This is a genomic window from Mucilaginibacter segetis, from assembly GCF_016522075.1.
In the GTDB taxonomy this organism is placed as follows: Bacteria; Bacteroidota; Bacteroidia; order Sphingobacteriales; family Sphingobacteriaceae; genus Mucilaginibacter; species Mucilaginibacter segetis.
Genome location: NZ_JAEHFW010000001.1, coordinates 697,150 through 716,964, shown reverse-complemented (window position 1 = coordinate 716,964; position 19,815 = coordinate 697,150). Strand labels below are relative to the sequence as shown.

General features: G+C 40.6%; 19 protein-coding genes. 9 read left to right on the top strand and 10 right to left on the bottom strand.

Annotated features, from left to right (window positions below):
* The first annotated feature begins 281 nt into the window (after positions 1-281).
* The gene (locus I5M19_RS03430) at positions 282-1,859 is read left to right on the top strand and encodes an alginate lyase family protein (RefSeq protein ID WP_200064045.1); all 1,578 of its coding nucleotides are present in this window, start codon (positions 282-284) and stop codon (positions 1,857-1,859) included.
* A gap of 103 nt (positions 1,860-1,962) precedes the next feature.
* On the opposite strand, the gene I5M19_RS03425 is transcribed toward I5M19_RS03430, so the two are convergent.
* Positions 1,963-3,330, bottom strand: coding sequence for a Gfo/Idh/MocA family protein (locus I5M19_RS03425; protein ID WP_200064043.1), 1,368 nt, complete (start codon positions 3,328-3,330; stop codon positions 1,963-1,965).
* A gap of 111 nt (positions 3,331-3,441) precedes the next feature.
* On the bottom strand, positions 3,442-3,954 hold the full coding sequence (locus tag I5M19_RS03420; protein WP_200064041.1) for a GNAT family N-acetyltransferase: 513 nt from the start codon (positions 3,952-3,954) through the stop codon (positions 3,442-3,444).
* 157 nt (positions 3,955-4,111) lie between these two features.
* On the opposite strand from I5M19_RS03420, the gene I5M19_RS03415 reads away from it, so the two are divergent.
* The 6 genes from I5M19_RS03415 (at position 4,112) to I5M19_RS03390 (ending at position 9,168) form a co-directional block, all read left to right on the top strand.
* On the top strand, positions 4,112-4,531 hold the full coding sequence (locus tag I5M19_RS03415) for a DUF1801 domain-containing protein (RefSeq protein WP_200064039.1): 420 nt from the start codon (positions 4,112-4,114) through the stop codon (positions 4,529-4,531).
* Positions 4,532-4,740: 209 nt separating this feature from the next.
* Positions 4,741-6,075 carry a sensor histidine kinase gene (locus I5M19_RS03410; RefSeq protein WP_200064037.1) on the top strand — a complete coding sequence of 445 codons (1,335 nt, stop codon included), beginning with the start codon at positions 4,741-4,743 and terminating at the stop codon, positions 6,073-6,075.
* 88 nt (positions 6,076-6,163) lie between these two features.
* On the top strand, positions 6,164-6,508 hold the full coding sequence (locus I5M19_RS03405) for a hypothetical protein (RefSeq protein ID WP_200064035.1): 345 nt from the start codon (positions 6,164-6,166) through the stop codon (positions 6,506-6,508).
* A 370-nt stretch (positions 6,509-6,878) separates the two neighbouring features.
* Positions 6,879-7,271, top strand: a complete 393-nt coding sequence (locus I5M19_RS03400) for a helix-turn-helix domain-containing protein (RefSeq protein WP_200064033.1) — start codon at positions 6,879-6,881, stop codon at positions 7,269-7,271.
* Positions 7,272-7,382: 111 nt separating this feature from the next.
* A complete protein-coding gene (locus tag I5M19_RS03395; protein ID WP_200064031.1) occupies positions 7,383-8,147 on the top strand; it encodes an SDR family oxidoreductase in 765 nt (254 codons plus the stop codon).
* A 100-nt stretch (positions 8,148-8,247) separates the two neighbouring features.
* Positions 8,248-9,168, top strand: coding sequence for a DUF72 domain-containing protein (locus I5M19_RS03390; RefSeq protein WP_200064029.1), 921 nt, complete (start codon positions 8,248-8,250; stop codon positions 9,166-9,168).
* A 5-nt stretch (positions 9,169-9,173) separates the two neighbouring features.
* Here the strand turns inward: I5M19_RS03390 and I5M19_RS03385 are convergent, their stop codons facing one another.
* Positions 9,174-9,395, bottom strand: coding sequence for a PspC domain-containing protein (locus I5M19_RS03385; protein ID WP_200064027.1), 222 nt, complete (start codon positions 9,393-9,395; stop codon positions 9,174-9,176).
* Position 9,396: 1 nt separating this feature from the next.
* Positions 9,397-10,683: a DUF2851 family protein gene (locus I5M19_RS03380; protein ID WP_200064025.1), complete on the bottom strand. Its 1,287-nt coding sequence runs from the start codon at positions 10,681-10,683 to the stop codon at positions 9,397-9,399.
* 421 nt (positions 10,684-11,104) lie between these two features.
* Here I5M19_RS03380 and I5M19_RS03375 point away from each other — a divergent pair, with 421 nt between their 5' ends.
* Positions 11,105-12,409, top strand: a complete 1,305-nt coding sequence (locus tag I5M19_RS03375; protein ID WP_200064023.1) for an MFS transporter — start codon at positions 11,105-11,107, stop codon at positions 12,407-12,409.
* 1 nt (position 12,410) lies between these two features.
* Here the strand turns inward: I5M19_RS03375 and I5M19_RS03370 are convergent, their stop codons facing one another.
* From I5M19_RS03370 to argH, 3 genes are read right to left on the bottom strand one after another with little or no spacing between them, the layout of a single operon-like run.
* Positions 12,411-13,100, bottom strand: a complete 690-nt coding sequence (locus I5M19_RS03370) for a DUF1345 domain-containing protein (RefSeq protein WP_200064021.1) — start codon at positions 13,098-13,100, stop codon at positions 12,411-12,413.
* 22 nt (positions 13,101-13,122) lie between these two features.
* Positions 13,123-13,323 (bottom strand): YwbE family protein, encoded by a 201-nt coding sequence (locus I5M19_RS03365; RefSeq protein WP_200064019.1) that lies wholly within the window; start codon positions 13,321-13,323, stop codon positions 13,123-13,125.
* Positions 13,324-13,328: 5 nt separating this feature from the next.
* Complete coding sequence (argH, locus tag I5M19_RS03360; RefSeq protein WP_200064017.1) at positions 13,329-14,663, bottom strand: argininosuccinate lyase; 1,335 nt, start codon at positions 14,661-14,663, stop codon at positions 13,329-13,331.
* Positions 14,664-14,906: 243 nt separating this feature from the next.
* Between argH and I5M19_RS03355 the strand changes: the two genes are divergently transcribed.
* Complete coding sequence (locus I5M19_RS03355; protein WP_200064015.1) at positions 14,907-17,321, top strand: ABC transporter permease; 2,415 nt, start codon at positions 14,907-14,909, stop codon at positions 17,319-17,321.
* A gap of 40 nt (positions 17,322-17,361) precedes the next feature.
* On the opposite strand, the gene I5M19_RS03350 is transcribed toward I5M19_RS03355, so the two are convergent.
* The 3 genes from I5M19_RS03350 to I5M19_RS03340 form a co-directional block, all read right to left on the bottom strand.
* The gene (locus tag I5M19_RS03350; protein ID WP_200064013.1) at positions 17,362-17,892 is read right to left on the bottom strand and encodes a GNAT family N-acetyltransferase; all 531 of its coding nucleotides are present in this window, start codon (positions 17,890-17,892) and stop codon (positions 17,362-17,364) included.
* Between the two features lie 16 nt (positions 17,893-17,908).
* Positions 17,909-18,973 (bottom strand): M20 family metallo-hydrolase, encoded by a 1,065-nt coding sequence (locus I5M19_RS03345; RefSeq protein ID WP_200064011.1) that lies wholly within the window; start codon positions 18,971-18,973, stop codon positions 17,909-17,911.
* A gap of 192 nt (positions 18,974-19,165) precedes the next feature.
* Entirely contained in the window at positions 19,166-19,522 is a 357-nt protein-coding gene (locus I5M19_RS03340; protein ID WP_200064009.1) for a single-stranded DNA-binding protein, read from the bottom strand.
* Positions 19,523-19,815 lie beyond the last annotated feature (293 nt).

Genomic DNA, 19,815 nt, shown 5'->3' with positions numbered 1-19,815 from the left:
CTGCTCATAATTACCAGAGTAAAACATTATTTATCTTTTAAGTAAGCTGAGGGTACTTTTTTATAATTTAAGTACTTGTTTAACAAACAATTGCGAAAACGTTATCGTAAATAAATTGCCGAAAACACTACAATCTTACTTTTTAGTTAAATAGTTTTGATCTAACAATTCGGCGCAAAAGGCGCTGATGACCAATTTTTTCCGATTGGCGCATATCGCCTCATCCGGGAGAACACCAAATGTGAACTAACTATATCTATAACCAACTATTAAATTTTATTATGAAGAAAACTAACCTTTCTTATTGGGTGGGTTGCATCCTGTTACTTACTGCAGCCCTGTTTTTTACCCAATGTAAAAAATCATTAGTAACTAACGATGCTTCAACAAATGCAGAAACAGCAACATCAACTGTGCCTCGCTCGGTAACCTCATTTGTACATCCGGGTGTGTTAAACACTGCGGCTAATCTTGATCTGATACGCAGCCAGGCAAACAGCGGCGATCCTGTACGCAGTGCGGCTTATCAAAAAGTGATCGATTTTATTGATAACAACCCTATGCCAACACAATTTTATTCTACTGTTTATGTGGGTTCTAACGGTCATACCAGCCCGTCGAAATCACAGATCAGGAAGGATGCTGTACTGGCTTACGCGCTGGCCCTTCGTTTTGCTAAAACAGGCGATACACAATGGTCGGATAAATGTAAGTTCATCCTGAATGGGTGGGCATCCACTTTCCAGAACTACGCTCCTATTGATGCGTCCGACAATCCTCATCAACCAGATCTGGAGGCATCATGGACCACACCGAGCTTTGTGGCTGCTGCCGAGATCATCCGGTATTATCAGCCAAATGGAGTATCTGCTAACTGGTCGCAGGCGGATATCAATACCTTTAGCAACTATCTTAACAATGTAAAAAACAATTACATTAACCACACCTTTGGCAGCGACGGTTATAACTATAACAACAACTGGAACGTATCTGCAGGATATGCAAAAATGGCTATTGGCGTTTTTCTGAACAGCGCCAATGTATTTAATGATGGCGAAAACGAGCTGAACATCACTATGCCCAACATGATACACTCAGATGGTACAATGCCCGAGGAATGCGACCGAACTGATTGTGTGCATTATCAATATTCTTTAACCGGTTTTACTTATGCTGCTGAAATTGCGGCTATGCAGGGCGATAACTCATTATATACCGCTTTGTCAAACCGTATAAGTGCCGGCTATGATTTTATGTACCGCTCATTTTTTCAGAACATCAGCTGCGATTATTGCACCACCAACAGCGCGGTATACGGCGGTATCGAGGTGGCTTACCACCATTACGGAACTTCAAACATGGGTGCGCTAAGAGACCTTCACGATCCGCTCGGAGCTCCAGCCGATAATACCTTTTTAGGCTTTACTACCTACACCCATTACAATTTAGGCGGCGGCACCACGCCACCAAGTAACAACCCGCCTATAGGAACCGTAATATCGCTTAAAGGCTTTAACGGTAAATATGTAAGCGGTGAGAACGGCACACAGGCCATGACCTGTACACGCTCTACTGATGGCGATTGGGAACATTTTACTGTACTTGATGCAGGCAATGGCAAAATTTATCTGCGCAGCATGGGTAAATACGTATCAAGCGAGAATGGCACACAACCCATTACCTGCAACCGTACCAGCCCGGGCGACTGGGAAAAATTTACCTGGGGAGTTACCAGTGATGGCAAGATAACCTTGCAAGGCAATAACGGTAAATATGTATCAAGCGAGAACGGCACACAGGCCATGACCTGTACCCGTACAACCCCACAAGGTTGGGAGTCCTTCGGATTAAATCAGTAAGTTGAATTAGTTAAATTTAAAAAAGGCTGCGCTTTAAATAGTGCAGCCTTTTTAAATTTATCCGGATACGTAAAGTGCTTTAGTTATGTGATTGGGATGAGGTTTACCCCATCTTCATCTTTTCAGGATCCCAAAACATAGGTGCATTTTTAAAATAGCTGTCATTACATAATAATGCCGGTGCAGCTGCACGGTAGCCAAATATGGCATCCTCTGCAACTTTGCCATTATTGCGTATAGCGGTAATAAAGTTATTCATGTGATCATAAGGGCCACCTTTGTAACCTTTTTCAGCTTCGTAAGTGATCTCCTGAGGCGGTAATATGTGTTTGCGACCGCTGTCTGTTTGCCCGGCTTGCTTCATTTTTTCTATATAGAAGGGGTCATCCGATGCCACGATTTTATTACGTTTAAGGGTTACACTGTCCCAGGTAATATCCATGGCGCCCTCGCTGCCTACCAGTTTAAGATAAGTTGTACCGCTGGTACCATCCACAAAATTACAACGCAACGATAGGTTAAACGCCGGGTGCATCGCGGTTTTGCCATAGTCGAACGTACCCAGTAAAACGTCAGGTACTTCGCGGCCATCATGCCAGTAGCGTAAGCCGCCTGATGCATATATTTTATTTGGCCCCATGGAGTTGGTAATGAAGTGTAAACTACTGAAGAGGTGCACAAACAGATCGCCCGCCATGCCCGTGCCGTAGTCGGTGTAGTTTCTCCAGCGGAAAAATCGCTTAGAATCATAGGGGCGCTTTTTCGTATTGCTGATATAGGTTTCCCAATCTACTGTTTGGGTTGACGCATCTTCAGGGATCGGATATTGCCAAACCTCTACTGCTCCGCGGCGTGCCCAAAAACCCTCAGCATAGTTTAATTCACCAATAGCGCCGCTTTGAAGCAACTCCCTGGCCTTTTCATTGCCCAAAGAGGAAACGCCCTGGCTGCCTACCTGAAAAACTTTGCCGGTTTCCTGCTGGGCTTTTATTACCGCAGGGCCTTCCATTATGGAATGTACCATTGGCTTTTCACAATACACATGCTTGCCGGCATGCATGGCATCAACTGAAATTTGCTGGTGCCAGTGATCGGGTGTGGCCACAATTACTGCATCAATATCTTTACGGTTAAGTATTTCTTTATAAACTTTGGTGGTGTAAATATCTGCACCCCATTTGGTTTTTGCATCTTTTAAACGGCCATCATACAAATCGCATACGGCAACCAGTTTTACACCGGGTATTTGCAATGCCGTGTTGGTATCAGACGTACCCATACCCCCACCTCCTATCAGAGCAATGTTTACCTGATCATTAGGGCCGAATTGGTTATACTGCTGTTTAAGATAATGGAAGCTTTGTACTGATGTATTAGCAGCTAACAAACTGTTTCCAGCGGCTACAGCAGCCGCCCCAGTGGCCAGTTTTTTGATAAACCCCCTGCGCGATGCTTCGTCTTTTTCTTTCATGTTAAGAAATGATTATTGTGATAGAGATCCGGTGAAAAGTGAAGATAGTGTTTTTATGAATTAATATGAAAAACTTATTCGTCCTGCCAACTTAGAAATTGGCAGGCCATGTCAATTTTCATTTGTCAATTCTTTTTCATAACAATAAAACCTTAATCCCGGCCTAAAATCAAGACCTATCTCCCCCGCATAAATGTATCCCATTTTTGGAAAAAGCTTTTGGGTGGCTTCATTTTTTGTATTGGTATCAATACGCAGCAACTTTATATTTCTTTGAACAGCCACCCGCTCGGCCTGTTGCAACAATGCGGCCGCTATACCCTGCCCCCTGTATTCAGGATTAACCACCAGCCTGTGTGTAACTATTGCGGTTTGTGTAATATCCCAACCGATGGCCGCATATTCCGGCGATTGTTCTGTCGTAATTGCTGCAGCTCCTGCTATCCGGCCATCAATATCAGCTACCCATAATTGCTCCAGAGATATATCGTTCTTAAAAACTTCCGCATTAGGGTAATAGTCATCCCATTGCAAATTACCGGCTGCAATCATAATAGGCACTACCTCATTTATAATGTTCATTATCTGAGGTATATCAGTTAGTTTGGCCCTCCGTATTTCCATATAAATTCAAAAATAAAAATTCAAACCTCAAAAGTTGGTGAAATAATTACAACTGATATTAATTTAGTACAGCGGTACAATCCTCCAAACACCATATACCCGGCGATTTTTTTTAAATATGATTTTTTTATATTTGATCAACCAAACCCCTCACCCCATGGCCGAGCAAAAAACCAAACCTACCACGCAAACGCCCCAAACCTTTTTGGATACTATTGCGGATGAAAATGTATGTAACGATTGTTATAAACTGATAAATATAATGGAAGAAGCATCCGGCGAACCTGCCACCATGTGGGGAACGGCTATCATAGGATTTGGAAAATATAATTACAAATACGCCAGCGGACATGAAGGTTATAGTTGCTTGGCTGGTTTTTCGCCCCGCAAAAACAATATCATAACCTTATATATAATGGGTGGTACTGAGAGTAACGATCTACTGGCAAAATTTGGCAAATATAAAGCAGGTAAGGGCTGCATTTACATTAAAAAGCTGCAAGATATCGACAATGACATACTAAAAAAACTTATTGAGCGCTCCTGCAATTTATTAAAAGAGAAATACCCAGCCTAAACAAATTTAACCGGTGTTAAATAGACAGATAGCAGCTTAAAATTTAAGTAAAAAACCTTATGTTTTTTTTAGCGCTGGTTTACTTAAATTTATAGTTTTCTTTATATTATATATGATATAAATTTTATAAAAAGTTTATTTAAAGCGTGTTTTAGCACTTTTAAATATTATATGTAACCTTGTGATGATCCCTAATAAAAAAATCTGTTTTGAGCTTTTTAGCAAATATTAATAAGCTTTGGATAAGGCTGGTAGGTTCAACTACAGAGTTTCCGCTTGAGGGCCGGATATTTCATTCACTTTGTATAGTTGCCCTGTTTGCTCTTGCTTATAATGTTCCTTTTAACTGGATTATCGGCTTACCTTATGTAGCATTTGCGAGTTTAGTTACCTTTTGCGTTTTTATACTGCTATATTATGTATCTCGCCATCACGGTAAAATGAAAATGGCCATTATGGTATTTGCCATAGTGGGTAACCTGCTGTTTGCTGTAAACTTTTTTTTAAACTCCGGCACTTTTGGCCCTACCGATATGCTATTGGGTTTAAGCACGTTATTATTAATATGCGTAGTACCACGCAAACAAAAAAAACTATGGGTAGGTATTAATCTTTTGATGGTGATTGGTTTACACTTAACAGAATATTACCATCCCGAACTTATCCCTGATACTTACTTAGACAGAAAAGGCCGTTTTTTGGATATTACTTCGGCTTATGTTGTAGTAGTAATAGTAATTTACTTTACCGTTACTTACCTTAAACGTAATTACGATTATGAGAAACGTTCATCTGCTGAAAAAGCAGAAGCTATACAAAAAAAGAACCAGCAAATAATAGAGCAGAACCAGGAACTGGAACGCATAAATACAGAACGTAATAAACTAATGTCCATAATAGCGCATGATCTGAGATCACCGCTTAGTAATATCCAAAACTACCTGGAACTGGTTACCGAATATGAGCTGGATACGGCAGAGCGTAAATTAGTGGAAGACGACCTGCTGAAAGTAACACGCCGCACTATTGATATGCTGGGTAAGTTATTAATGTGGTCTAAAGGGCAAATGGGCGGCGTAAGTGTTAAGCTGGGTTATGTAACCCTAAGGGATGCGCTTTTTAATACCCTGGAGCTTGACAGATCCATTGCGCTCAAAAAAAACATCACCCTAACCGCCGATTTAGATTGGGATACCAAAATAATAGCTGATAATGACATGCTGCAACTGGTAATACGTAACCTGCTGAATAACGCTATTAAATTTACCCGGCCCGGCGGCAGCATTTACTTTAAGGCCGAGCAAAAGGATGGTGAATGCTGGCTTATTGTGAGCGATAACGGTATTGGTATAACAGATGAAAAACGAAACGAACTGTTCTCGTTAAGAGCGGAATCCACCTTCGGTACCGAAAGGGAGAAAGGGGTAGGTTTAGGGCTTTTACTGTGTAAGGAATTTACTGAGATGCAGGGCGGACGCATATGGCTGGAGAGCACACAAAACCACGGCACTACTTTTTATGTGGCCATGCCAACCGGTAATTAATGTTTGATATACCATTTCAAGTTTCTCTTTTAAAACTATCTGCATTATTTGCTGTTGAATTTTTACTTTTGAATTTTGATTATTTATTATGAGGCCGGGCGATAAAGTAATTTGTATAAACGATAAAATTGATGCTGATAAAAGCACAGAGATAAGGCGCGACTTTGAGATATGGATAACCAAAGACAAGGAGTACACCATACGTGAAATACTGGATAATAATGGCATTGTTACCGGTGTACTTTTAGATGAAGTGCATAATTTTCCTAAATTTTTTAAGCTTATAGGCCGTATGCAGGAACCCGCCTTTGCAATATGGCGCTTCCGTAAACTTAATTATGCCGCCGCCCCTGCCGAGGCTTTAACTGAAGAAAAAGAATTGATCAGCGTAGATAGTGAACCTTTAAAAAAGGCAGAACCGGTTGATAAATAATTCATCACAGTTATAACGCCCTTTAAATACCGTGAAAACACGGTTGCCCCCGTTGGCATATTTCCTGAATTTAGCACTATCAAAAACGCACATACTATGAAAATTTTAATTATGTATTTGCTTTTCGTGATTTGCCTGCTTTTATTAGGTACAGCCCTGCTACATGCTTAGTATTACCAGGTAAATATCGATCAACACATTATTTTATAACAATACATCTATCTGTGCATACAATATCCGGCTATTTAGCGGCCTCGCTTTCGAATTAGGGGAATGATACGGAGCGGGGCTTAGCCGGATATTGCACTATGGTATTTATCATCCTCAATTATTAATTGTTAATTTGTGTGTAATTCCAACTTTAACACACATGCCAACATCCATCCCCAAAAAGATACTTGCCAGGCAACATGAAATAACCGCCGACTTTTTAAAAGAAGTGGACAAGCACCTCGATGATGTAATACAGGGCAGGGTTGATGATATGCTGGAAATACGGGATTTCGCCGAAATTTTGCACATCCATCCTACCCACCTCAGTAATACCATTAAACTCACTACAGGGAAAGCGCCCTGCTGGTTTTTTGAGGATAAAATAATGGTGCTCGCTAAAAATATGCTGCAACAAAATATCCCGATAAAGGCGATCGCGTTAAAGCTTACTTTCGACCCGTCTAATTTCACTAAATTCTTTAAACGTTTTGAAGGAGTAACGCCAAAACAATATCGCGAACAATTATACGAGACGGCTTTAAGTCATTAATAATATTACCATTCTTGAAAATACTGAAACTGTCACCATTTAAACTGAAGTAGTCACCATTTTAAGACACCTTTTTGCTGCAACTTTGTATCATTATTAAAAAACAGCAAAATGGAAACAACAAATAAAATAGCCTTAATAACCGGAGGCAGCCGCGGTTTGGGAAAAAACGCCGCGTTAAAATTAGCGGCAAAGGGTAACGATGTGATCATCACCTACCGCAGCAAAAAAGAGGAAGCCGAAGCTGTGGTGAAAGAGATAGAAGCCCTTGGACTTAAAGCAGGAGCTTTACAACTGGATACCGGAAAAGTAAACACCTTTGCAAATTTCAAACAACAGCTTATAAAATTGCTTAAAGAGAAGTGGGAAAGATCAACCTTCGATTTTTTAGTAAATAATGCAGGGATCGATGCCGCATCACCGTTTGCCCAAACTACCGAAGAAGACTTTGATAATCTTTTTAATGTACACTTTAAAGGCGTTTACTTTTTAACCCAAACGTTGTTGGATGTAATTGCCGATGGTGGCCGTATTATTAACTTGTCAACCGGGCTTACGCGTTTTGCAACACCCGGTTATGCAGCTTACGCATCTATGAAAGGTGCTATTGAAGTATTCACTAAATACCTGGCAAAAGAACTGGGTAGCCGCGGCATTGCGGCTAACTTAGTTGCGCCCGGAATCATAGAGACTGACTTTACTAAACGAGCATTCGACAGTCACCCCGGTATGCACGATTTTATTTCATCAATTACCGCCCTGGGCAGACCCGGACAGCCGGACGATATAGGTGGCGTAATTGCCTTTTTATGTTCCGAAGATGGGCGTTGGATAAACGCGCAACGCATAGAGGCATCAGGTGGTATGTTTTTATAGCAACTAAAATGATCGGGGAAATACTTAAATGATCATTCCCCCGATCATTTTTTAATAAATTTGGCCATATTTACCTCTATTGTTAAAAACCCGCACTAATATGGAATTTGGTCGAATATCTCCCGAAGAATTAGCAGTTACAGATTTTACCCTGCCTGCAACGCCTTCATTCACTATTGATACCCTGAAACAGGCTGACAGCGCTGATGAACTGAAGGTACATGTAGGTTGTGCCAAATGGGGCCGTAAAGAATGGGTGGGTAAAATTTATCCGCCAAAAACTAAGGATGCCAACTTTTTGGATGAGTACGTAAAACATTTTAATGCTATTGAGTTAAATGCTACCTTTTACCAGGTGTATGGCCCGTCAACAATCAGCAAGTGGAAGCAAAAGGCTGATGCAAATCCGGAATTTAAATTTTGCCCTAAGTTTTCGCAAAGCATCAGCCACATCCGGCGCTTAAAGAACGCTGAGGATATTACCACCAGCTATTATGAGGGAATTGCGGCTTTTGAAGATACACTCGGACCGCTTTTTTTGCAGTTAAGCGATAACTTCAACCCTAAAAGCCTGCCGGAATTAACCGCTTATTTAGAGCACTTACCTACCGATGTACCGGTTTTTGTAGAATTAAGGCATAAGGCATGGTTTGCTGAAAGTGAGTACAGAGAAGCAGCATTTAATATGTTTAAAAGGCTGAACATTGGCGCAGTAATAACAGATGCATCCGGCAGAAGAGATTGTGTTCATATGATGTTGCCCACACCGCACGCCTTTATTCGTTTTGTAGGCAACAGCCTGCACCCTACCGATTATATCCGCTGCGATGAATGGGTAGAACGTATTGCTGAATGGAGAGAATTAGGCTTAAGATCTGTTTGGTTTTTTATGCACCAGCACGATGAGCGCTACTCGCCGGAACTAGCAGACTATGTGATAGAAAAACTGAATAAAAAATTGAATTTAAGCATTCATCGCCCGCAATTTATTGACAGGGACAAAGGATTATTTAATTTTTAAATGTTTTACATGTCGGTAGCACGGGTATGCACGCGCTTAATGTAATTACGTATATCTAGTACTATGCCTGCAAAAAAGTAAAATATCAGCGGAAAGCCTACTGCCAAAAACGACGAGTAAATAAAGAAAAGCCTGATCTTGGAGATTGAAATATTAAAGCGCTCGCCCAGGTAAGTACATACCCCGAAGGAGTAGCGCTCAAAAAAGGTGATGATCCGTTGTAACATATCAGGACGGTTTTAATATTTTAATACCAACGCTGCAATGCAGGCATTTCTTATGATCGCAATAGTTGTTTTTTAACTCCAGCAGTGCCTGCGATTCAAACGCGGTTTCAGTTTCCACTCCTAAGTTAGCAAAATCAATTGTAATATTATTTTTTTCTGCCGGAATATTTTCCAGCAATTTTAAGCTGCGGCTAATATAATGCTGTATTTGCAGGTGCTTGCCGTAGCTAAATAAAAACAGCACCTCAGTATTTAATAATAAGGTATTTACTGACGCCTGCCCCATTATTTTACTTGATGGCTTCGAAGTTTTATCGAATCTGTAGTGATCGTCCCAATAGCTGTTTACCGGGATAGCACTAAACATTTCCCGAAGGTTTTTAATCTCTTTCACTTCCAATATTTTAGAGAACAAATGATTGCTTTGCACTACCAACCCGGCAAACTGCGCCAGCCTTATGGTTGGGAAGCTTTGAGGCCTCATCCGCATAAACTTCCATAAATGAGCATCAACAGGCTCTAAGCCATATTTCTTCCTTAAAAAGGCGTACTCTTGTTTTAGCGCACGCGGATAATCATCCTCTATTTCAACCGATAACAGTCCGGCCTGCCCAAAAATGAGCGCCTCTATTTGCAAAGGGTTATTTTTGTGTTTGGCCAGTATATTTTGCGGAAGCGATTTTGCCATCAGCTCAAATGGTAGCGCATTCACTTTAAAGCCGAAATTAGCCGCTAAAAACTGGTAAAAGGTTTCTTCCCAGTCGCCGCGGTTTTTATTCAAGGCAGCGATCACCGATTCCGACCGTTTCTCCAGCCGCTCCACCAATATGCGGGTAAGCCAGTTGTGCATTGTCAATTTATCAATTGTAGCTATACTGCCCTCGCACGGAATTATAGTTTGATTACCAAAAACAAGCTGATGATACCGGGTAAAAAGTTCAGGGTTGATACGGTCCTTTAATATCAGCGTAGGCAACGGCCTGCCATTCGTTAATATCACTGGCTCATCATCATTGTACACTACATGTAATATCACATTGTCATAGGCTTTATCAACATTATGCCCGTGTTTTTGCCATTCAGATGAAGATGTATGCAATTCCACGTTACCGGCCCAGGTAGTATCACCAATACGAATACGCGCATTGTGGAAATCGGGCCCGGCATGGGTATTATGTAACCCTGCAGATTGTACCTCTAATTCCTCTCCATCGGCCGTTTTCAATTCAGTCCGATCAAACAAGCGGAACTTCCATACATAATGCAAAAAGTCTTCGGTGAAAAACATACAACAATATAGGAATTTGATTCAAGATCAGCAGTTGATGCAAATAAATCACATGACCATATATTAATGTTAGAATTTTTCAGGATGTACACTGTATGCTGTTCCATTATCCAAAAAACGGAACACTTTTTAAAATATTTTAGTTAGTTAATAATCAAATACTTATTTACTTCATATAAAGCAAATGGATTATAAATCAGTAAACAAAAAAAATAGTAAGTATCTGAAAAACAGCGTGTTCCGCTTGTTCCGTTTTTTGTATACACACCAGCGGAACAGAACAAAAAATGACATATTATGTCCTGTCAAAAATCATTTAATTTTTTATTCCTTCCCACCTGCTTGGTAAGCAATCGCCTCAAACTCTCCCTATATAATTTTTTTATTTTTATATCTTGCCCTTACAAACCTGTTATAGCCAATGACAAAAGTCAACCAGTTAAATTCAACTATTACGCCGGGCAGCCGTATTCGTTCAATTGTGGGCGGTTCTCTTGGCAATCTGGTGGAGTGGTACGACTGGTATGTCTACTCCGCGTTTGCTCTATATTTTGCAGATGCATTTTTCCCTTCAGCAAATCCCACCGTACAATTACTGAATACCGCAGGTATATTTGCCATTGGCTTTTTAATGCGCCCCGTTGGCGGCTGGTTAATGGGTACGTTTGCCGATAGAAAAGGGCGTAAAGCCGCGCTTACCTGGTCGGTATTACTTATGAGCGCCGGATCGTTAATTATAGCCATTACCCCTGATTATAACCATATTGGTATTGCCGCACCCATATTACTTATGCTGGCCCGCATTATCCAGGGACTCAGCGTAGGCGGTGAGTATGGTACCAGCGCAACCTACCTTAGTGAAATGGCTACAAAAAAGAAACGTGGTTTTTATTCCAGCTTTCAGTATGTAACGCTTATAATGGGTCAGCTTATAGCACTTGGTGTATTGGTATTGTTACAGCGCGTTTTTCTTACGCCTGAACAATTGCATGTATGGGGATGGCGAATTCCTTTCTTTATCGGAGCTTTACTGGCCATCATCACCATGTACCTGCGGCGCAACCTCCACGAAACATCTAACTTTAAACACGAAGACCTTAAAGAAAAACGTGCGCGTGGATCGTTAAAGGCACTGGCCCAACATCCAAAAGCAGTATTTACAGTGATAGGATTAACTTTAGGCGGCACAGTGGCTTTTTATACGTTTACTACCTACATGCAAAAGTTTCTGGTAAATACAAGTGGTTTCAGTAAAGCTACAGCCACGCTGATATCAACTTTTACTTTAGTAATATTTATGTTGGCACAACCCTTATACGGATACATTTCAGATAAGATAGGCCGTAAACCCATGCTTAAAACTTTTGGTATATTGGGTACACTTTGCACCGTACCATTATTGACTGTATTAAGCCATACTACCAGCTTTTATGTGGCCATGGGCCTCATTATGCTTGCTTTGCTGATTGTGAGTAATTATACGGCTATAAACGCTGTAGTTAAGGCCGAGCTTTTTCCGGCTCATATACGTGCATTAGGGGTTGGTTTTCCGTATGCCATAGCCGTTTCGGTATTTGGTGGTTCCGCAGAGTATTTCGCGCTTTTATTTAAAGAGCACGGGCACGCCGAATGGTTCTACTGGTATGTTACTATCTGTATTGCGATATCACTGGTTATTTATATCACCATGAATGACACGCAAAAACACTCTAAAATTGAGGATTAATTTATTTTGATACCAGGCCCGATATTACATTAATGCTGAGGGCTACTATGGCGGTATTAAATGCGAAGGAAATTAGACCGTGAGCCCAGGTAAGCCTGCGGATATCCTTTGATGATATTTCTACATCAGATACCTGAAAGGTCATTCCTACTACAAATGAGAAGTAAACAAAATCCATGTAATCAGGAGTTTTCTCATTCCCCGGAAATTCCAAACCACCTTTATGTGTTTTATTTCCCTTATCGGTAGTATAATAAATATGGGCATAGCGCATGGTAAACACTGTATGTACCAGCCACCAGGATATAATTACCGCGGCCATGGCCAATAATATATAACCGTTTACAATACTTTCAGGTTCTCCTTTGGTTGATTTTAGCAGCAATAATATAGCTACTAAACTTACCAGCGAAGCCGCCATTACAAACAGGAATATAAAAAAGCGGCTTGAATCTTCCAGACCGGCTACCTTACTTATTTCTTGCGGATGGGCACCCAATATATTTATCCAGTCCAAAATTATAGCACTCAGGGCAAATCCTATCCAGGTCATTAAAGTGACTTCCGGTATAGAATTAAGATGCCTTGTAAAAAAAAGCACTACCGCACCTGTTAGTAAAGATATGTATAGCCTGTAGTGTGCATCCAGGCGAAATAAGGCGTGCGTTGCAGGCTTTTTAGGGGGCGGCATCTTTTTACTGATAATTTAATATTTAGTCCTCTTCAACTATTTGAGCAACACGGCCCACTTGTCCATCCTCCAGGCGTACTTTTATTCCACGCGAGTGGTAAGCCGAACTGGTAAGCAGGTCTTTTACAATTCCCCGCGTTAGTTTCCCGCTGCGCTGATCCTTTTTCAGGATAATATCAACCTCAAGGCCGGGATAAATATCACTTCTGTTTTGTCCGTTCATATAATTTATCCAACCAGTTTAGCTATTGCTTCTTCTACTTTATTAAAATCAAAACTAATTAGTACTTTATTCATTGATGCACTTATTTGCTCGTTTAGCAGGTTGCCAATGCTACCTTCATGCGTATGGTTAATGTTTTTGTCGGGATTAAAATTGCCCTGCTCAATATCCAATCCTATTTTTTTGTATGCATCTCTAAAGGGTGTGCCATTAAGTACCGCGCGGTTTACCTCTTCTACACTAAATAAATAAGAATATTTAGGGTCATCCAGGATATTAGTATTTACAGTAACATTTTGCAGCATAAAGGCTGCCATGCTAAGGCAGTCCTGTATATCGGTAAATGCCGGGAATAACAATTCTTTTAACAATTGCAATTCACGATGGTAGCCCGATGGCAAATTGGTGGTCATCATAGCTACATCATTTGGTAAAGCCTGTAAGCGGTTGCATTTGCCACGCATAATTTCCCAAACATCCGGGTTTTTTTTGTGCGGCATAATACTGCTGCCCGTGGTAAGATTTTCGGGATAACTTACAAAAGCGAAGTTTTGGCTCAGATACAGGCACTGATCCATAGCCATTTTAGCTATAGTTGCCGCTATAGTTGATAAAGCCTGCGCAATGATGCGCTCGGTTTTCCCCCTCCCCATCTGCGCATAAACCACATTATAATTCAGGCTGTCGAAACCTAATAACTGTGTGGTCAGCGTACGGTTTAGAGGGAATGATGAACCATAACCCGCCGCAGAGCCTAAAGGGTTTTTATTCGTGATCTTCCATGCGGCTAATACCATTTCCAGGTCATCAACCAAACTTTCGGCATAGGCTCCAAACCATAAGCCAAATGAGGAGGGCATGGCTACCTGCAAATGCGTATAACCGGGTAATAATACTTCTTTATGCTTCTCGCTCAACTCCAAAAGCAGGGTGAATAATTTTTGGACAGACTCTACTACTTCTTTAAGCTGATGGCGAAAAAATAATTTCAAGTCAACTAATACCTGATCATTGCGTGAACGACCGCTGTGTATTTTTTTTCCGGCATCCCCTATACGTTGGGTAAGCAGCATCTCCACCTGTGAGTGAACATCCTCCACCCCTTCCTGTATTTCAAAATCGCCATTGATTATATCAGCATAAATAGACTTTAGTTCTTTTTGAACAAGTGCCAGATCATCGCTTTCCATTAAGCCGATAGATTGCAGCATAGTGGTATGCGCAAGCGAACCCAATACATCAAAAGCGGCCATCTGATTGTCCAGTTCGCGGTCGCGGCCAACGGTAAAATTTTCTACCAGTTTATCAACATTAGTGGTTTTTTGCCATAGCTTGCTCATGCTGCAAATATAAAATTAAATGATTTAGATTAGACAGCCTTTGACGGGGCAAATACAATAGGAATGCTATAACTTTCGCCGTAAACGCTGTTTTAAGATCAAATATCCGAACACTCTATAACATTTCCGTACATCAACCGTCCGATTTCGTACATACATATAAATTAATTATTTCATTTTCAATAGTTTAACAATTGGCATATCAGTTGTCACAGCAATACTGAACACTCAAAAAATCCCGCCATGATCAAAAATTACTTTTATACCGCTATAAGGTATTTACGCCAGAACAAGGTTACCACACTGATCAATGTATTAGGACTTTCTGTCGGCATCAGTGCAGCACTTATCATTTTCATGATTATCCGATACGATAGCAGCTTCGATAAGTTTGAACCGGGTCGTGATCGTATTTACCGGGTGGTTACCGATGGTGACGGATGGAAAAACCAGGGAGTTCCGGTACCACTTGCTGAAGCACTGAAACAAAACTCCAGCGGAATTGAGGCTGTGGCTCCTTTGTTTGATTATAATAGCTGGAACCTCAAGGTCAATATTCCTGAAGGCAGCAGCAAGCCCGATAAACTTTTTAAAAAACAGGATGATGTGGTTTTTGCAGATGAGGGATATTTTAAGATCATCCCGCATCAATGGTTGGCTGGCAACCCGTCAAACGCCTTTAAAGATCCCTATAATTTAGTATTAACTGAAAGCCGGGGCAAAACCTATTTTCCCGATCTTACGCCACAGCAGATGGTAGGCAAGGTGGTTACTTTTAACGATACCATAAGAACCACTGTTAGCGGTATTATAGCGGATCTTGACGCCAAAAGCGATTTTGAGAAAAAAAGCTTTATATCGCTGAACACCATTTATCTGCCGAGATTAAAAAAGGACTACCAGACTGAACAGTGGGGAAGCACAAACTCCTCTAATCAGGTGCTTATTAAATTAAATCCGAATGTGCGGGCTGCAACCATAAACAGCCAGATCGCAACTATTTTTAAGAACTTCGCTAAAAACTCAGATAGTAAAACCAAACATATATTACAGGCCTTGGGTGATATACACATTAACCCCGACTTTGGTGGTACAGTTAACCCGGGGGTGATTCTTAACTTAACCATACTTGCTGTATTTTTATTACTGCTTGGCGCTATCAACTTCATTAATTTATCTACAGCCCATGCTTCAGAACGCGGTAAAGAAATAGGTATACGCAAAACCCTTGGTAGCGGCAAAGGTCAATTAATAGCACAATTCCTATCAGAGACTTTTTTACTTACGCTGATAACGGCTGTTTTTTCGGTTGCGTTGGTACCATTACTGCTAAAAGTTTTCAGCGGATTTATTCCGGACGGGCTGGATGCATCTTACTTATTCAGTGAGCCATCGTTATGGTTATTTTTACTGGCGCTTACTATTCTGGTAAGTCTTATAGCCGGATTATATCCCGCATTTATAATGTCGTCCTTCCGGCCTGTTACGGTATTAAAAAACAATACTACAGGAACGGTAGGCAGTGCATGGCTGCGCAAATCGCTCATTGTTTCGCAATTTATTATTGCCCAGGTATTTGTTATAGGCGTATTGGTGGTTAATAAGCAGTTGCATTTTGCACAGGCTAAAAATATGGGCTTCCGTAAAAGCGCCATTATTAATTTTTATGTGCCATTTGATTTTAATAACCCTAATGATAAAAAGTTTGTACTGAAGCAGGAATTGGCAGCCATCCCTGAGATACAGGCAGTTAGTTTGGGAAACCAGTCGCCGGCTTTCAACGGATCGATGTCTACCGAGGTAGATTATAAAGAAAAAGGCAAGGATATGAAATTACAGGTAAACTCGCGCGACGGGGATACATCATACCTGAGTGTATACCATATCCCTTTGGTTGCAGGGCGGAATATAACCGCATCTGATACGGCTAATGAGTTACTTATTAATGAAACACTGGCCAAACAAATTGGGTTCAATCATCCGGCGGAAGCAGTAGGGCACTTTTTGCAATTCGGTAACGGGCAAATTCCGATAGTGGGTATTATGCACGATTTTAATCAGGCTTCTGTACGTACAACAGTGGCCCCTCTCATCTATTATTCGGCACCTAAACATGGATACGTAATGCACGTGGCGCTGCAAACCGACCCGGCAACTTGGAATAAGGCTATAGAAAAAATGACCAAGTCATGGAAATCAGTTTACCCTGACATTGACTTTGATTACACGTTTTTAGATAAAACCGTCGAAAACTTTTACAAGGCCGACCAGCAATTATCTATGTTGCTTACCTGGTCTGCAGGTATAGCCATCCTCATTAGTTGCCTGGGTATGCTGGGACTGGTTATATTTATGACCAACAGACGTGTAAAGGAGATTGGCGTACGCAAAGTACTGGGCGCATCAGTAAAACAGATAGTTATACTTTTAGCAGCCGACTTTGCTAAACTGCTATTACTGGCTTTTGTAATTGCTATACCCATAGCTTGGTGGCAAATGCACAAGTGGCTGGAAAACTTCGCCTATCATACGGCGCTAAGCTGGTGGGTGTTTTTAATAGGAGGATTAATTATGATCGCTATTGCTCTGATAATTGTAAGCATAAGGGCGGGTAAGGCAGCAATGGTAAATCCGGTGAAAAGCCTCCGTACGGAATAGTGTTCTAATACCCGGAGTTCAATATAGCTCCGGGTATTAGCTATATATCAGCATTCAAGATAAAAACTGCTTCATTTTCTTCAGGTTTGCTATCAGGTAAGTGTTTAAACCCGAGTTTACCCAATAATTTTATAGAAGCATCATTTTGCGCGTGAGTACACGCCTCTATAGCTTTGAATTTTATATTATTAAAGCCGTAAGCGATCACGCTCCGGGCAGCCTCCAGCATGAAACCTTTACCCTGATATTCGGGCAAAAGTTCATACCCTATTTCGGCGGTTTCCTTTTCATTGTCGATATTCCAGAATAGAATAGTACCGATAAACCCGGGGCGGTGCTTTGATGTCAGCACCCAAAAAGCACTGATGTTATTATTCGTATTTTCAGTAATGCGTTGTATAAAGTTATGCGCGTCATCAATACCCTTAGCCTTTGGCCGGTAAATATATTTATTCACCTGCTCATCCGTCCTTAACCTTAAAATTTCGGACGCGTCATTATCCTGCAATTGGCGCAGTACAAGCCGTTCAGTTTGCAGTTCCGGAAAAGGATGATTTTTGATATATAACATACTGTACCTGGTAAATTTAAACTATTTTTTCCAACATATTTATATACAATGCTATCCCTTCGGCAATCTCATTTACATAAATAAATTCATCAGCCATATGAGAGCGCGCCGAATCGCCGGGACCAACTTTTATAGACGGAATATCCAGCAGCGACTGATCGGAAGTAGTTGGCGAACCATAAGTTATCCTTCCCAAACCCACACCTGCCTGTACAAAAGGATGATTTTTATCAATAGAGGATGGTTTTAAACGAATAGAGCGCGGTTTTACATCGCAGCTTACGTGCTCCCGGATGATCTCTAAAACCTCCTCATTACGATAGGCATCCGTTACCCGCACATCAACAGTAAAGGTGCAATCGGCCGGCACTACATTATGCTGCGAACCGGCATTTATAATGGTAACCGACATTTTTATTGGTCCAAAAATTTCAGACTCTTTCAGAAATTTATAACTGCGAAACCAATCAATATCTTTTATTGCTTTGTAAATGGCATTATCACCTTCTTCACGGGCTGCATGTCCTGCTTTACCGTGTGCAACACAATCAAGCACCATTAAACCGCGTTCGGCTATGGCCAGTTGCATAAGGGTGGGCTCACCTACAATACCGAAAGATAGTTTGCCTAATTCGGGTATGATCAGCTCCAGTCCGTTAACACCTGAAATTTCTTCTTCGGCCGTGGTGGCCAGGCAAAAATTATAATTCAAATTTGGCCTTTCGTAAAAATACAGGAAAACGGATATTAAAGACACCAAACACCCGCCGGCATCATTACTGCCCAGGCCAAATAACTTATCACCTTCAATTTTAGCATCGTAAGGATCACGGGTATAACCGGAGTTAGGTTTAACCGTATCATGGTGGGAGTTAAGTAATATAGTGGGTTTGTTATTGTCAAAATACTTATTCCATGCCCATATATTATTGAGTTTGCGATGTGTTTCCACACCATGCTGTTTCAAAACCCGCTCAATGAGATCGGCTGTGCGGTCTTCCTCCTTACTAAAAGATGGTATGGAAATTAACTGCTGCAGTAATTGTACAGCCTGTTGCGATAGTGTAATTATATCCGCCATAAGGTTTCCAGGAAATTGATCCTGATAAAACGATAAAAGTAGGAATTTTCGTGCAAGGTAGCAATCTGAGGGGCGTACCATTCTTAATTATATACGGTACGCTATTAATTTTCACAAAAAAACAAGCCGGGTGGTCCCGGCTTTGATCATCTTTTTTTATGTTTCAGCTATATATTTTTTAGCTCATGAAAACTATTGTATTGCATTAGCACCAACGTTTGCAATTACTTCTATTTTGCTTGCTATAATTTCCAGATCGTATCTTTTCACCCTTATTTCATCAATATATGATGTTGTTTGTGTTTTACCCTCGATATAAACTGTTTGGCCGTTCTCCAAATATATTTCGTCCTGCTCTATTAATTTTTCTGGTATGCGTATTTTGTGATGTTCCTTGTGTCCAATATTATCTGAACTCCTTTTTATAACTTCTTCAGTTAATAGTATTATGCAGAGATAATCCTCATTCCCTATTTTTCTTTTCCGAAAAGGCGTGCTGGTTATTTTTCCTAAAAGTATTACTTTATTAATTCCCGTATTGCTTAGCATATAATTTTTTTAGATAGTATTATGCTTTGCAAAAATTGTGTTTATAATAAATACAACTAATAGTATTAGTACTCTAAAATATCCGCATTAATACGGTATCATCATTTAACTATATTATACTTATACTTCCCTTAAATTTCTTCATATCAACACCATCTATAACCACTAATATTTGAATGCCCTTATCATCTACAAATTGCAGTAATTCATGCATCATATTATAATATGTATCTCCGTAATGTAAACGTAATTTGTGCGGCTTAGCTTTTACCGGCGTTAATGTAATGCAAACA

What these genes read in the sequence shown, in the direction of transcription:
- I5M19_RS03380 (WP_200064025.1), bottom strand. Translation starts at nt 10,683, where the DNA reads ATGTTTTTCACCGAAGACTTTTTGCATTATGTATGGAAGTTCCGCTTG.
- I5M19_RS03375 (WP_200064023.1), top strand. Translation starts at nt 11,105, where the DNA reads ATGACAAAAGTCAACCAGTTAAATTCAACTATTACGCCGGGCAGCCGT.
- I5M19_RS03395 (WP_200064031.1), top strand. Translation starts at nt 7,383, where the DNA reads ATGGAAACAACAAATAAAATAGCCTTAATAACCGGAGGCAGCCGCGGT.
- I5M19_RS03425 (WP_200064043.1), bottom strand. Translation starts at nt 3,330, where the DNA reads ATGAAAGAAAAAGACGAAGCATCGCGCAGGGGGTTTATCAAAAAACTG.
- I5M19_RS03400 (WP_200064033.1), top strand. Translation starts at nt 6,879, where the DNA reads ATGCCAACATCCATCCCCAAAAAGATACTTGCCAGGCAACATGAAATA.
- I5M19_RS03390 (WP_200064029.1), top strand. Translation starts at nt 8,248, where the DNA reads ATGGAATTTGGTCGAATATCTCCCGAAGAATTAGCAGTTACAGATTTT.
- I5M19_RS03350 (WP_200064013.1), bottom strand. Translation starts at nt 17,892, where the DNA reads ATGTTATATATCAAAAATCATCCTTTTCCGGAACTGCAAACTGAACGG.
- I5M19_RS03385 (WP_200064027.1), bottom strand. Translation starts at nt 9,395, where the DNA reads ATGTTACAACGGATCATCACCTTTTTTGAGCGCTACTCCTTCGGGGTA.
- I5M19_RS03415 (WP_200064039.1), top strand. Translation starts at nt 4,112, where the DNA reads ATGGCCGAGCAAAAAACCAAACCTACCACGCAAACGCCCCAAACCTTT.
- I5M19_RS03405 (WP_200064035.1), top strand. Translation starts at nt 6,164, where the DNA reads ATGAGGCCGGGCGATAAAGTAATTTGTATAAACGATAAAATTGATGCT.
- I5M19_RS03370 (WP_200064021.1), bottom strand. Translation starts at nt 13,100, where the DNA reads ATGCCGCCCCCTAAAAAGCCTGCAACGCACGCCTTATTTCGCCTGGAT.
- I5M19_RS03430 (WP_200064045.1), top strand. Translation starts at nt 282, where the DNA reads ATGAAGAAAACTAACCTTTCTTATTGGGTGGGTTGCATCCTGTTACTT.
- I5M19_RS03420 (WP_200064041.1), bottom strand. Translation starts at nt 3,954, where the DNA reads ATGGAAATACGGAGGGCCAAACTAACTGATATACCTCAGATAATGAAC.
- argH (WP_200064017.1), bottom strand. Translation starts at nt 14,663, where the DNA reads ATGAGCAAGCTATGGCAAAAAACCACTAATGTTGATAAACTGGTAGAA.
- I5M19_RS03340 (WP_200064009.1), bottom strand. Translation starts at nt 19,522, where the DNA reads ATGCTAAGCAATACGGGAATTAATAAAGTAATACTTTTAGGAAAAATA.
- I5M19_RS03365 (WP_200064019.1), bottom strand. Translation starts at nt 13,323, where the DNA reads ATGAACGGACAAAACAGAAGTGATATTTATCCCGGCCTTGAGGTTGAT.
- I5M19_RS03355 (WP_200064015.1), top strand. Translation starts at nt 14,907, where the DNA reads ATGATCAAAAATTACTTTTATACCGCTATAAGGTATTTACGCCAGAAC.
- I5M19_RS03345 (WP_200064011.1), bottom strand. Translation starts at nt 18,973, where the DNA reads ATGGCGGATATAATTACACTATCGCAACAGGCTGTACAATTACTGCAG.